10 protein-coding genes and 2 pseudogenes are annotated in these 13,530 nt (G+C 63.9%); 4 read left to right on the forward strand and 8 right to left on the reverse strand.

The features are described 5' to 3' along the window. Positions 1–12 precede the first annotated feature (12 nt). Positions 13–932, reverse strand: a pseudogene (locus tag DQ405_RS04890) (AraC family transcriptional regulator N-terminal domain-containing protein). Between the two features lie 295 nt (positions 933–1,227). Continuing rightward, complete coding sequence (locus DQ405_RS04895) at positions 1,228–1,680, reverse strand: PA2169 family four-helix-bundle protein (protein WP_168423165.1); 453 nt, start codon at positions 1,678–1,680, stop codon at positions 1,228–1,230. A gap of 306 nt (positions 1,681–1,986) precedes the next feature. On the opposite strand from DQ405_RS04895, the gene DQ405_RS04900 reads away from it, so the two are divergent. The 3 genes and pseudogenes from DQ405_RS04900 to DQ405_RS04910 all read left to right on the forward strand — a co-directional run bounded on the left by DQ405_RS04900 (position 1,987) and on the right by DQ405_RS04910 (position 6,147). After that, on the forward strand, positions 1,987–3,564 hold the full coding sequence (locus tag DQ405_RS04900) for an MFS transporter (RefSeq protein ID WP_168423166.1): 1,578 nt from the start codon (positions 1,987–1,989) through the stop codon (positions 3,562–3,564). Continuing rightward, positions 3,561–4,741, forward strand: a pseudogene (locus DQ405_RS04905) (HlyD family secretion protein). Before DQ405_RS04900 ends, DQ405_RS04905 begins: the two are co-directional and overlap by 4 nt. Continuing rightward, positions 4,738–6,147: an efflux transporter outer membrane subunit gene (locus DQ405_RS04910; RefSeq protein ID WP_168423167.1), complete on the forward strand. Its 1,410-nt coding sequence runs from the start codon at positions 4,738–4,740 to the stop codon at positions 6,145–6,147. Before DQ405_RS04905 ends, DQ405_RS04910 begins: the two are co-directional and overlap by 4 nt. On the opposite strand, the gene DQ405_RS04915 is transcribed toward DQ405_RS04910, so the two are convergent. The 6 genes from DQ405_RS04915 to DQ405_RS04935 form a co-directional block, all read right to left on the reverse strand. Continuing rightward, complete coding sequence (locus DQ405_RS04915) at positions 6,135–7,544, reverse strand: PepSY-associated TM helix domain-containing protein (RefSeq protein WP_168423168.1); 1,410 nt, start codon at positions 7,542–7,544, stop codon at positions 6,135–6,137. The genes DQ405_RS04910 and DQ405_RS04915 overlap by 13 nt on opposite strands. A 116-nt stretch (positions 7,545–7,660) precedes the next feature. Then, positions 7,661–8,050 (reverse strand): DUF2946 domain-containing protein, encoded by a 390-nt coding sequence (locus tag DQ405_RS04920; RefSeq protein ID WP_168423169.1) that lies wholly within the window; start codon positions 8,048–8,050, stop codon positions 7,661–7,663. 209 nt (positions 8,051–8,259) lie between these two features. After that, the gene (locus DQ405_RS28070) at positions 8,260–8,658 is read right to left on the reverse strand and encodes an EAL domain-containing protein (protein WP_274597403.1); all 399 of its coding nucleotides are present in this window, start codon (positions 8,656–8,658) and stop codon (positions 8,260–8,262) included. Between the two features lie 11 nt (positions 8,659–8,669). After that, on the reverse strand, positions 8,670–9,497 hold the full coding sequence (locus DQ405_RS28075; protein ID WP_274597404.1) for an EAL domain-containing protein: 828 nt from the start codon (positions 9,495–9,497) through the stop codon (positions 8,670–8,672). 100 nt (positions 9,498–9,597) lie between these two features. Beyond that, positions 9,598–10,437, reverse strand: a complete 840-nt coding sequence (locus tag DQ405_RS04930; RefSeq protein WP_168423170.1) for an exodeoxyribonuclease III — start codon at positions 10,435–10,437, stop codon at positions 9,598–9,600. A 220-nt stretch (positions 10,438–10,657) separates the two neighbouring features. Next, positions 10,658–11,566 carry a LysR family transcriptional regulator gene (locus tag DQ405_RS04935; protein ID WP_168423171.1) on the reverse strand — a complete coding sequence of 303 codons (909 nt, stop codon included), beginning with the start codon at positions 11,564–11,566 and terminating at the stop codon, positions 10,658–10,660. Between the two features lie 114 nt (positions 11,567–11,680). On the opposite strand from DQ405_RS04935, the gene gcl reads away from it, so the two are divergent. Beyond that, complete coding sequence (gene gcl / locus DQ405_RS04940) at positions 11,681–13,462, forward strand: glyoxylate carboligase (protein ID WP_168423172.1); 1,782 nt, start codon at positions 11,681–11,683, stop codon at positions 13,460–13,462. Positions 13,463–13,530 lie beyond the last annotated feature (68 nt).

Below are 13,530 nucleotides of genomic sequence, written 5' to 3' on the forward strand. Positions count from 1 at the left end.
GCCTCGCGCTGATCAGGCGATGCTGCGCAAACGCGCCATGTCCTTGACCGGAGAGGCGCCGAACAGCCGGCTGTATTCGCGGCTGAACTGCGAAGGGCTTTCGTAGCCGACCCGATAGCCGGCTGCCGAGACTTCCAGGCCTTCGGTCATCAGCAAGCGCCGGGCCTCCTGCAAGCGAAGCTGTTTTTGATACTGCAGCGGGCTCATGGCGGTCAGCGCCTTGAAGCGATGATGCAGCTGGAACTGCTGAGGTTGACCCGGCTCGCCAGCTCATCGATGCGCAGCGGCTCAACGTAGTTGTGGTTGAGCCATTCGATGGCGCGGTTGACCCGGTGCGACTGGCTGCCCTGCAGCGCTATGTCCCGCAGGTGCCGACCTTGCGGCCCGCAGAGCAACCGATAGAAGATTTCGCGCAAGGCCAACGGTGCCAGCACCGGAATGTCCTTCGGGTTGCCAAGCAGGCGGACCAACCGCAGGGTGGCATCGAGCAGCGGCGCATCGATGCGGTCCAGATACAGGCCGCGCCCGTCCGGCTCGCTGCTAGGCATGAGCGGCTCGGCCTCGCTGATCAGCCCGGCGATCAACGGGGGATCGATATCCAGCCGGATGCAAATATAGGGCTCCGCGCTCGAGGCCCGTACCACACAACCGGCCACCGGCAACGTCACCGACACCACCAGGTAATGCAGTGGGTCATAGCAATACAGTTCATCGGCCAGACGCACTTCTTTGCCGCCCTGAACGATGATGCACAACGCCGGCTTGTGTACGCCATAGGTCATCTCGCCGGGCGTCTCGCAACGGATCAGGTGCAGCGGTTCGATGATGGTCGGATGCATGCCGTCACCGCTGACGAAGCCATCGACCAACCGCGCCAGTTCGGCACGCTGGGCACCGGTGTCATCGGCCGGAGGAGTGATGAATGAATTCATGGCAGCCGGCTCTCAGGAAAACGAAGGGGTTTAGCTTAGCAGCTCGCAACGAAATTGCTGCCGGTGGGCAGCAGACGAGCCGAGAGGATAGCAAGCCGAACCAAATTGCCGCGTAGCCCGGGCGGGCTGGACAGTCATGCCGATGTCTAACGAACGTGAGGCGTGGCGACGGCGCCAGCGGGTCGAAACAAGGCGTAGTCGCCCCCAGGCACCGGGCAGATAAGCAAACGCCCCGAATGGTCGGGGCGTTATCGGACTCGGGCGCCGTGTCGATCAGGCTGATCGGCGCACCGGATCAGCTGCGCGCGCGTTCTGCGTCACGCAGCGCCTTGACCTGGTCATGATTGCGCTGCACGCCCTGGAACTGGCGCTCCACAACCGCACGGATATCGACCGGCAGGTCTTTGTCCAGCGCTTTACGATAGCTCTTGAGTGCTACGTCTTCACCTCGTTCGCACTCGTTTAGAATCGCCTCGTCGCTGTGACCGGTAATCGCGGACTTCAGATCGACCCAGCGCCGGTGCATATCGCCCGCCGTGCTGCTGGAGGTCTCCGGATCGCCGCCCAGGGACCGGACCAGTTGCTGCAGTTCGGCGGCAGCTGTCGCGCAGTCCTGCGCACGTTGGGTCATGGTGGATTTCAGCTGCGGATTCTTCAGGTCATCGGCGCATTCGCGGAAGCCTTTCTCACCGTCCTTGCTGGTTTCGATGAGATCGTTAAGCACGGAAATGGTGTCGTTGGTGTCCATTTGAAGGTCCCTCCTGAGGCTCAGTTAAAGGCCGGTAACAACACGGCCAACCTGTTGAGTCGACTGCCGCGTTTCGGCAAAGGTTCAGCCGCCCCGCCCAGTGACCGACCCGCCGCACAGGGCGATTTTTCATCGCGACCAACGGAGCGGCACGGGTAGAATCAATCATTTCGCGCTCGTGCTGTCCTAAACGAAATCCACCACCGGCCGCACCTGTCGACCCGTGACCCTATCTATCGAGCCCTGCGAAAGATGGCGCAATACCTCGCTCCCGTTCCCCGCTGGGAACCGCACGAACGCCCCTCGATGCCCGGATCCCCGGCGATCCTGCTGCACCCCATGCCGGTGCGCATCGCCTATGCCTGCGTCGCGGTGCTGGTGGGCATCACGGGCGGGCTGGGCAATGCCTTGTTCATCGCCAACCTGCCGAGCATCCAGGGCGACCTCGGCCTGACGCCATCGCAGGCGGCCTGGCTGCCGGCGTCCTATTTCATGGTCAATGTCTCGGCCAACCTGCTGATGATCAAATTCCGTCAGCAGTACGGCCTGCGCCGCTTCGCCGAGATTGGCCTGACTGTCTATGCCCTGCTGAGCATCGCCCATGTGTTCGTCGAAGGGTTGGAGATGGCCATCTTCGTGCGTGCGGCCAGCGGCTTGGCGGCGGCCACCACCTCGTCGCTGGGGCTGTTCTACATGCTCCAGGCCTTTCGCAAGGCCGACCTGCCGAAGGCGGTGATTCTCGGCTTCGGGATATCCCAGCTGGGAACGCCGCTGGCCTGGCTGCTGTCACCGGCGCTGCTGGACATGGGCGAATGGCATCGCCTCTACGTGTTCGAAAGCGGTCTGGCGCTGTGCTCGCTGGCGGCGGTGGTCGTGCTCAAGCTGCCGCTGGGCGAGCGCATCAAGGTCTTCGAACCGCTGGACTTCCTGACCTTCGCCTTGCTCGCCCCCGCCCTGGCGTTGATCGCGGCGGTGCTGGCGCAGGGCCGGATCCTCTGGTGGACCGAGCAGCCGTGGCTGGGCTACGCCCTGATCGCTGCGCTGCTGCTGATGTGCGCGGCCTTCATGATCGAACATCACCGGTGTAATCCGCTGCTGCACACCCGCTGGCTGGGTACCGCCGAAATGCTGCGTTTCGCCTTCGGTGCGCTGATGCTGCGACTGCTGCTGTCCGAACAGACCTATGGCGCGGTTGGCCTGCTGCAGACCCTCGGCATGGGCACCGAGCAACTGCAGCCGTTGTATGCGGTGATCCTGCTGGGGCTGACCATGGGCATTGCCGGCAGTGCGATGACCTTCAGCCCGGCCATGGCCTTTCCGCAGATCCTGCTGTCGATCGTGCTGATCGCCATCGCCAGCTTTCTCGACATCGACGCCACCAACCTGACCCGCCCGCACGACATGTTTCTCAGCCAGGGCCTGCTGGCATTCGCCAGCGGCATGTTTCTCGGGCCGCTGCTGATCACCGGTATCGGTCGGGCGCTGCGCAACGGGCCGAACTATCTGGTGACTTTCATCGTCTTGTTCACCATGACCCAGAGCTTGGGCGGCCTGGCAGCCCCAGCGCTGTTCGGCACCTACCAGGTGATGCGCGAGAAATACCATTCCAGCCATCTGACCGAGCAGGTGGTGCCCGGCGACCCTCGGGTCGCGGGCCGATTGCAGGACCAGAGCCAGGCGCTGACACCACGCCAGACCGACCCTCGACTACGCCAGGCGCAAAGCGCCGCGCAGCTGAGTCAGGCGGCCACGCGGAAAGCCAATGTGCTGGCCTTCAATGATGTATTCCGGCTGATCGGCATGCTCGCCATCGGCGTGTTCGGCTGGACGCTCTATCGCACCCTGCGCATCGCGCAGCAGAACAGGAACGCTGCCTCTCCATGAGTGAACGCCCCCAATCCGAGGCCCCAAACCTACAGACCGCCCAGCCGCCGCAGCCTTCGGCAGCCGCGACCGATGCCGGCCCGGCACCTGACGACCCGCCGAAGACCATCAAGCCGAGCCGCCGCTCGGTCATCCTGATGGTGCTGGTGGCGCTTATCGGTGTGCTGGCGATCCTCTATGCTTGGCAGCTCTGGCCGTTCAGCGGCGGCGTGGTGGTCACCGAGAACGCCTACGTGCGTGGGCAGATCACGGTGCTAGCGCCGCAGGTCAACGGCTATGTGACCGAGGTGCTGGTGCAAGATTTCGAACAGGTCGCGAAGGGCCAGACGCTGGTGCGCATCGACAATCGCCAGTACAGCCAGACCGTCGAGCAGCGCCGCGCTGAGCTGGCCGCACGGCGCTTCGATCTGGAAAACCTGGAACAGACCCTGGCCTCGAATCAAGCGACACTGGCCTCACGTCGCGCCGAACTTTCTGCGGCCGAAGCCGAACGGCTACGCGCCCTAGCGGATGAAAAGCGCGTCAACGAGCTGGCCAAGCGTGGCTCGGTCTCCATCCGCGAACGCGACCAGATCCGCGCCGGCGCCCGTGCCGCCGCGGCCAAGGTGCAGCAGGCGCAGGCGGCTATCGCCATTGCCGAGCAGACCTTGAAAGCCAGCGAAGTGTCCCGTGGTGGTTTGCAGGCGCAGGTGGAGATCGCCGAGGCCACATTGAAGCGGGCACAAATCGACCTCGACAATACGGAGATCCAGGCGCCGCGCGGCGGCCAGGTTAGCGAGGTCACGGTACGCCAGGGCCAATACGTGACGGCTGGCTCGCAGCTGCTCTACCTGGTGCCGGAGCAGCTCTGGGTGATCGCCAACTACAAGGAAACCCAGACCTTCGCCATGCGCCCCGGCCAACCCGTGAAAATCGAGGTGACGCGCTGGACGGCGCGCACCTGAACGGTCACGTGCAGCGTCTGGCGCCGGCCACCGGTTCGGAATTCAGCATTCTGCGACCGGACAACGCCACCGGTAATTTCACCAAGGTGGTCCAGCGCTTGCCGGTGCGCATCTCCATCGATCCGGACCAGCCCTTGGCGCAGCGCCTGCGCCCGGGGCTCTCGGTGGTGACCCACGTCGACACCGGCGCCGCCGAGCACGCCGATCAGCCAGTCGCGGAAAGCACGCAATGAGCCGACGCCCCTGCGCCCTGCCTTGCCTGCTGACGGCGTTGTTGCTGCTGCTGCCACTGGCCGGCTGCATGCCGCCACGAAAGCCGCTGCCGCCGCAGGCCGCATTCGCCCCACCGACCGACTGGCGCGAGCCGGAGGCAAAGCCGGTCGAAATCTCCGCGACCTGGTGGGAAGCCTTCGCCGACCCGCAACTGACGGCGCTGGTCGAGGCCGCCCTGACGAACGACACCGATGTGCTGAGTGCCGCCTCGCGAGTCGAGCAGGCGCGCGAGCAGATCCAGCTGTCACATGCCGCCCTGCTGCCTTCGCTGGACGCCGTGCTGGGCGCGCAACGGACGCGCGAGCTGAGCGTGCTGGGGATCACTCACACCACCGCGGTGCAGCCTTCGCTGCTGGTGTCGTACGAAGTCGATCTGTGGGGCCGGCTGCGGCGCCTGCGCGACGCGGCCGAGCTGCAGTTTCAAGCGACCGAAGCCGAACGCGACGCGGTGCGACTGGCGGTGGCCAGTACCACCGCTCGGGCCTACGTCTCGCTGCTATCGCTGGACCAGCAGCTGTACGTTACCCGAGAGACGGTCAAGTCCCGGCAGGAGGCGTTGCGCGTCGCTGAAGACCGCGCCGGCCTCGGCTACACCTCGCAACTGGAGCTGACCCAGGCGCAGTCGGAGTACGAAGCCGCGGCCGAACTGCTGCCGCAGCTGCAACAGGCGATCCGCGAGCAGGAAAACGCCCTGCGCCTGCTCACCGGGCGCCTGCCCGGCCAGATCGAACGCGGCGCCGGGCTCTTGACCATCGAGCCGCCGGCGGTGCCCGGCGTGCTGCCTTCCACTCTGCTGCGCCGCCGCCCGGATATCCAGCAGGCCGAGCTGCTGCTGGCCGCCAGCAACCTGAACCTGCAGGCCCAACGTGATCGCTTTCTGCCCCAGGTTCAGCTGTCGGCCAGCCTCGGCCAGCTGTTTGTCAATTCACTGGATTACGACCCCGTGCGGGTCTGGGATCTGGGCGCCAGCGTGCTCGCGCCGATCTTCAATGCGGGGAGGCTGGAAGCCGGTGTGAACATCGCCACCGCCCAACGCGACCAGGCGGCATTCGCCTACCGCGCCACGGCCCTGCAAGCCTTCAACGAAGTGGAGAACAGCCTTGCCGCGGTCGGCAACTTGCGCCAGCAGCTCGCACGCGTTGCCGCTCGGCGCGCCGTGCTAGCGCGCTCGCTGACCTACGCCGAAGACCGCTACCGCGCGGGCTATTCATCCTACCTGGAAACCCTCGATGCCCAGCGCAACCTTTTCAACACCGAGCTGGCGGCCGTGCAACTGCGCGAGAGCCAGCTCAATGCGCTGATCCGCCTGTACCAGGTGCTGGGGGGCGGCTGGCAAGCCCGTCGCGCACCGCCTCAGCCCGACTGACCGACTCGCAGCCGGCGCGATCGCGCCAGGCCGTCGAACACCGCCTCGCCGATCAGAAACAGCAGCAAACTGACGCCCAGCACCGGCAGGCAGACGCCGAACAACACGGCAAGGGCCAGCGTCACCAGCCGCGCCGACGGAGACAGCGCCGCCAGCGCCTGCACCAGACCAACGCGGCGCGCCGTCGTGCGCCGCAACCCCATCACGTAACCGAAAGCCACCAACGTCGCCAGCCCAAGCGCCGTGACGGCGAGCAGCAGTTGATTGGCCAGGCCGAACAGCGAGCCCATGTGCGCATCGATACCCCAGCGCGTCAGCTTGGCGGCTATCGGGAAGGTCGCGAAATCGGTGCGATCGGTAATGCTCATGGTGCGTGGATCTACGGCGACGGCATCGACCTGCGTCGGCCAGCTGCGGTCGATTTCGGTCACCGTCCAGGCGCGATCCTGCCGCGCTGCTGGGACAATCTCGATCTTGCCTGCGTCGATTCCGGCGTTACGTGCCGCAACCAGTACCGCATCGAACAGCTCCCGATTGGAGAGTACCGGATTGCCGGACTGACCCGTGGCCACCGCCATGCCAGCGTGGTGCGCGTGCTCGCCGGCATGCATGACCGCTGCGCCATCAAGTGCGGTGGATACGCTCGGCGTCGACATGCCCAACGCCGCCCGCGCGGCACCAATGTTGTCTCCCGCCCAACGCGACCAGGTCAGGCCGGTGGCAGAGAAGAACAGCAGCCCAACCAGCAACCATAGCCCCAGCGTGGCATGCCAGCGGCGTAATCGAGATGAGCGGACCGGCACAGCCGTCCCTTGCCGCCGACGACGAACGAGCCATAACGCCAAGCCACCGAGCGCAGCGACCCACAACCAGGAAGCGGCCAGCTCGCTGTACAGCCGCCCCGGCTCACCGAGCAGCAGGCTGCGGTGGAACTGGTCGAGCCAGGTGCGCAGCGGCAGAACGCCGCTGGTGCCATAAACCAACAGATCGCCACGGACTTCGGCGGTTACCGGATCGATGAACACGGCACGGCTTTCCGATGCGCCGGGAGTCGGCGCTTTGAACATTACCCGAGTGGTGGTGCCTGGCTGAGGGGCCGGACGCACCGCCGAGAGCATCGCCGCCTCGCCGACATAGCCCTGAGCGATTTCGATCTGCCGGGCCAGTGGCAGGGATGCTCCCGTGCTGTCGGTGTAAAGCTGTTCGGCGTAGAGGCGATCCTCCAGCTGGGGCGTCAGCGCATAGATCAGACCGCTCAACGCGGCGATGAAGATGAAAGGGCCGACCAGTAGCCCGACATAAAGATGCAAACGGATCAGCAGCACCAGCAGCGGTTGCCGCGTTTGGGATACCCGAGATGGCGCCTCGGAACAGGCGCCTGCAGTACGTGAAGACATGCTCGCTCACTCAATCAAACGGCGGCTGGCCGATTCACAGGCCAACGGCAGGGTGCGCCCGGCAGCCGCGCGCAGCACTAGGACCGGCGGCTATCAGGCAGGTAGGGTGTGATCGATCAAACGAGCGGAGATGCGCGGGGATTAAGGCTTGGCCAACGGTAGCGTGGTGATAACGGTGGCGCCGTGCTGAGCTGCAGGACGCTCAGCTGGACCCGACGCGGTGCCTGCAGCTCCGACGCACTGATGGGTATCGCAGCCAGGCCCGCGGAACCCGCCGCACAGCAGCAAGGCATGCCAAGGTGATGCGCCGGCTGCGGCGCCGACTCGCCCCCATGCCCCGCATGACCGTCATGCGCCGCGATACCGTGCTGGCTGGCCTGAGCCTTTGGACAATGCCCAGCCGTGTCCGGCATCTGCGCACCGGCACTCATCAGCGGCATTGCAAACAGATGCAACAGCACAGCCAGAGCGGTTATCCAGATAAATGCGCGGCGGGGACGGTGCATGGGGAAGCTGATAACTCCAGCGGGACTAGACACGGCAGATTGGAAGGAACAGCGAATAACCGCTCAGCAAGTCTGCGGCGGATTGGAGTGTAGATTCCCGTGTCGATGAGCACCACGCGGCAATCACCGCATTTTTCGAAGAACCCGATTGCAGCCTACCCTGCCTGGAAACTTAACGTACTGGTGCGACAGGCTTGCTGGCGCAACCCTCAACCCACCGACTCGCCCATCGGCTGCGGTTTCCCCAGCAGGAAACCCTGGGCCTTGGTTACCCGTAATTCGCGCAGAACCGCCAGTTCCGCATCCGTCTCGACGCCTTCGGCGATGATCTTGCTGCCGGTTTCCTCGGCGAAGCGGATCAGCGCCGCAGCCATTGCACAGCAATCGCTATCACTGTCGAGATTACTGATCAGGCTCCGGTCGAGCTTGATGACGTCAGGTTTGAGCTTGAGGATGTGGCGGAAACTGGCATAGCCGGCCCCCGCATCGTCAACGGCCAGGCGCAGCCCGCGTTGGCGTAGCGGATCAAGAATCGCGGCAACCTGCATATAGTCGACGATGGAAGTGTGCTCGGTCACCTCCAGCATCAGACGATGCAGCGGTTGCATGGCGAGTAGCTCTACCACCGAACCGTCAGCAGCGCATCCGGACAGACATTCAGCGACAGGTAGGCGTCGCTGGGTATCTGCGAGAGGCTTTCGAGTGCAGCTTCCAGCAGCAAGAGTTCCAGCTTCGTCCGCAGTCCGACTTCACCCGCCTCGTCGACCCAGCGGTCCGGTGAACGATAGGGCTCGGGACGAAACCGTGCGAGTGCTTCGTAGCCGACAACCCGGTCGTTGGCTAGGTGGAATATCGGCTGGTAGACCATCCAGAAATTACGCTGCTCCATGACCGTCCGGATACGCTCGATCTTTTCACGGCGCTGTTGCTCACTGAGCGCCTGTCGTTCGAGCAACCTGCCGACAAAGCGGGCAAACAGGCGCAAGGTGCTCAGGTCGCCATCGCCCAAGCTGTGATCCGGCTGCGTACTGAAGCAACAGAAGGTTCCGTAGAGGGAGCCGTCGCTGAAGCGAATTGGCACGCTCATGTGCGCGCCTACCGGGATCGCCGAGGTGACCGGCAACGCCAGCGCGTCCTCGAACTCGCGGGCATCACGAATGAGTTCCGGCAGACGGCCGTCAACGATTCGCTGGCAATAGCTGTCATCCAGCGGATCACCCTCGCCAACCACGAGCGATATCGATGGATGCTGCCCTTCGATCTGGCGAAACACCCGTCGCCCTTCCCGAAACTCGCCAATGAAGGCGACGTCCATCCGCAGGTGGCGGCGAACCGCGTGCAAGGCCTCGGTCAGCATCTCGCAGAGGGGGATATCGGCCGGCATGCATGTCGCTACTGCCAGGAAGGATTCACTCCCGCCAACCCGATCAGCATCCCGATTCGTCATGGAGTACCCCGTTCGCTTTTTCAGCGGAAGGACGTGGGCTGTGATCGCCTCACGCGCTCTTTGCATGGCCAAGCCTTGAGCCTAGCGCTCATTCCAGAGGCTAATCCGATGCGGACGACGATCGGCGCTTTTGTGGCGCCTTCTGCGGTTCGGCCCCGCCTGTTTTCAAGATGATCCAGGTTGGCGCATGGTCGCTGGCGCGGTCCTGATCCCTTACCCAGCGATCCACCCCGGCATCAAGCAAACGTGGCGCGAGATCGGCACTGAGCAGCAAATGATCGATACGCAGGCCGGAATTCTTCTGCCAGTGCTGACGGAAGTAATCCCAGAAGGTGTAGATGCGCTCGTCCGGGTATCTGGCACGTAGCGCATCGGTCCAGCCCTGGTTCAGAAGGCGTTGATAGCATTCACGGCTCTCCGGTTGGAGCAGCGCGTCTTTCGTCCAGGAGCGCGGGTTGTAAATATCTTCGTCGGTGGGGACCACGTTGTAATCGCCTGCCAGCACCACCGGGTGACCATTATTGAACAGCCCCGCCGCATGCTCGATCAAGCGCTCGAACCAGGCCAGCTTGTATTCGAATTTCGGCCCCGGCTGCGGATTGCCATTGGGCAGGTAGAGACACGCAACGATGATGCCATGCGCCGCGGCTTCCAGGTAACGGCTGTGGCTGTCGTCCGGATCGCCAGGCAAGCCTCGGCGGATCTCCAGCGGATCGTCACCGCGCGACAGAATCGCCACACCATTCCAGGACTTCTGCCCGTGCCAGATCGCTCCGTAACCGGCAGCGCGAATGTCGTCGATGGGGAAGTCTGAATCCTGCGCCTTGAGTTCCTGCAGGCAGACCACGTCAGGCTGCTCTCGCGCCAGCCATTCGAGCAGGTTGGGCAGGCGTGCGCGGATACCGTTGATGTTGAAGGTGGCGATTTTCAGGGCGTCCACAGGTAGCCTCGCTCCGATAGATATCCCTAGTTGTGACTCACCCGCGACCGGCGTGGTTCGACGTGCTCGGAGGCATTCGCGGTCAAGACCGCTCCCACAGGCGTCCTGCACCACCTGTGGGGACGCTCCCACCCAGCAGGCTAAATAGATAGCCAGGTGGCGACTCAGGCGATGTACTCGAACCGGGCGCCACCTGTCCTGACCCTCGGCGAAGCTCGGCTCAGCGCGCTTCCCAATAGCCCGGTGCGTTGTAGATGCTCTTCAGATAATCAATGAAGAAACGCACCTTGGCCGGTAGATAGCGCTGCTGCGGATAGACCGCCTGGATGTCATAGGCCGGCAGCGCATACTCGTCCAACACGGTCACCAGCTCGCCGCGCTTGAGTTCGGCCTGGATTTCCCAGGTCGAACGCCAGCCAATGCCGAGCCCCTGCTTGACCCAGTCGAACAGCAATTCACCGTCATTGCAGTCCAGGTTGCCATTCACGCGGATTGCCACCTGCCGACCGTCGCGCAGAAAGGTCCAACCGCGCTGCTGTCCACCCTGAAGGTTGAATGCCAGACAGTTGTGGCGTGTCAGGTCTTCAAGAATGCGCGGCACGCCCTGGCGCTCGAAATAATCCGGCGCGCCGCACACCACACGACGGTTGGGAAACAGCTTGATCGCGACATAGTTGGGGTCGGTCACCTCGCCGATGCGAATGCCCATGTCGTAACCGTGACGCACCAGATCGACCACGCTGTCAGTGAAATTGAACGACAGCTGTAGGTCCGGATAGCGTGCTTGAAACGTCGGCGCATGCGGCCCGATATGCCGCCGCCCGAACGCAGCCGGGGCCGAAACCACTAGGTGCCCGCGCACCGAAGTGCGGTCGTGGCTGATGCTGGCGTCCACCTCATCGAAGTCCTTGAGCAGGCCGCGCGCGCGTTCCAGGTATTGCTCGCCCAGATCGGTCAATGCCAGCCCCCGCGTGGAGCGATGCATCAGCTTGACGCCCAGGTGCCGCTCCAGCGCATCGAGTCGGCGTCCCATGACAACGGGCGTCACGCCCTCCTTCAGCGCAGCGGCGGCAAAGCTGCCGCTCTCGGCTACCAAAACAAAGCTGTGCAGTGTGGTGTAGCGATCCATTCGATACTCCTGATATCGACAGAACTGAAGTTTCGGCCAATTCCCCCATTTCTTCCAGGGCTTCATGCTTGGGCCACGTATAAAAACTATCGAGTTACCCAGGAGGAACGATCCATGGCCCGAATGAGAGCAATCGATGCCGCGGTAGCGGTGTTGCGCAAAGAAGGCATCGACACAGCCTTCGGCATCCCCGGTGCCGCGATCAACCCGCTGTATTCCGCCCTGCGCGCAGATGGCGGTATCCGCCATATCCTCGCCCGCCACGTCGAGGGCGCCTCGCACATGGCCGAGGGCTATACCCGCACCAAGGCCGGCAACATCGGCGTCTGCATCGGCACTTCCGGCCCCGCCGGCACGGACATGATCACCGGGCTCTACTCCGCCTGGGCCGATTCGATTCCAATCCTCTGCATTACCGGCCAGGCGCCGCGCGCACGGTTGTACAAAGAAGACTTCCAGGCCGTGGACATCGAGTCCATCGCCAAGCCGGTCACCAAGTGGGCCGTGACCGTACGCGAGCCGGCGCTGGTGCCGCGCGTGTTCCAGCAGGCTTTCCACGTGATGCGCTCGGGTCGCCCCGGCCCGGTGCTGATCGACCTGCCGTTCGACGTACAGATGGCCGAGATCGAATTCGATATCGAGACCTATGAGCCACTTTCGGTCTACAAGCCGGCAGCCACTCGTAAGCAGGTCGAGAAAGCCATCGACATGCTTTGCGCTGCCGAGCGCCCGCTGATCGTCGCCGGTGGCGGTATCTACAACGCCGGTGCAGAAGAGTTGCTGGTGGAGTTCGCCGAGACCGTCGGCGTGCCGGTGATCCCGACCCTGATGGGCTGGGGCTCGATCCCGGATGATCACCCGTTGATGGCCGGCATGTGCGGCTTGCAGACCAGCCATCGCTACGGCAACGCCAACATGCTGGCCTCGGACTTCGTGCTCGGCATCGGCAACCGTTGGGCTAACCGTCATACCGGCTCGGTCGACGTCTACACCAAGGACCGCAAATTCGTACACGTCGACATCGAACCGACTCAGATTGGCCGGGTGTTCTCGCCGGACTTCGGCATCACTTCCGATGCGGGCGCCGCGCTGAAGCTGTTCGTCGAAGTCGCCAAGGAACGCAAGGCCGCGGGCAAGCTGCCGGATCGCAACGCCTGGGCTGCCGACTGCCAGGAGCGCAAGCGCACCATGCTGCGCAAGACTCACTTCGACAGCGTGCCGATGAAGCCGCAGCGCGTGTACCAGTGCATGAACAATGCGTTCGGCAAGGACGCCTGCTACGTCAGCACCATCGGCCTGTCGCAGATCGCCGCCGCGCAGTTCCTGCACGTCTACAAGCCGCGCCACTGGATCAACTGTGGCCAGGCCGGCCCGCTCGGCTGGACCATTCCGGCAGCGCTGGGTGTAGTCGCGGCAGACCCGTCGCGCAAGGTGGTGGCACTCTCGGGTGACTACGACTTCCAGTTCATGATCGAGGAACTGGCGGTGGGTGCGCAGTTCAAGCTGCCCTACATCCACGTGCTGGTGAACAACGCCTACCTGGGCCTGATTCGCCAGGCGCAGCGCGGCTTCGAGATGGATTACTGCGTACAGCTGGGCTTCGAAAACATCAATGCCGAGCAGCAAGGCATGGAAGGTTACGGCGTCGACCACGTCGCCGTGGTCGAAGGTCTGGGCTGCAAGGCGATCCGCGTGTTCAAGCAGGAAGACCTGCGCCCGGCCATCGAACAGGCCCAGGCCTGGATGGCTGAGTTCCAGGTACCGGTCGTGATTGAAGTGATCCTCGAGCGTGTGACCAACATCGCCATGGGCACCGAGATCGACGCCATCAACGAGTTCGAGGCGCTGGCCGAAGGCCGCGAAGACGCACCGACTGCAATCGCGTTGTTGGATTGATTCAACCGTAACCAAACGCGTGGAAGACGCTTCGCGGTCTTTCACCCTACGGGCAGGAACACCCCGAC

Source organism: Pseudomonas sp. SST3 (assembly GCF_003325755.1).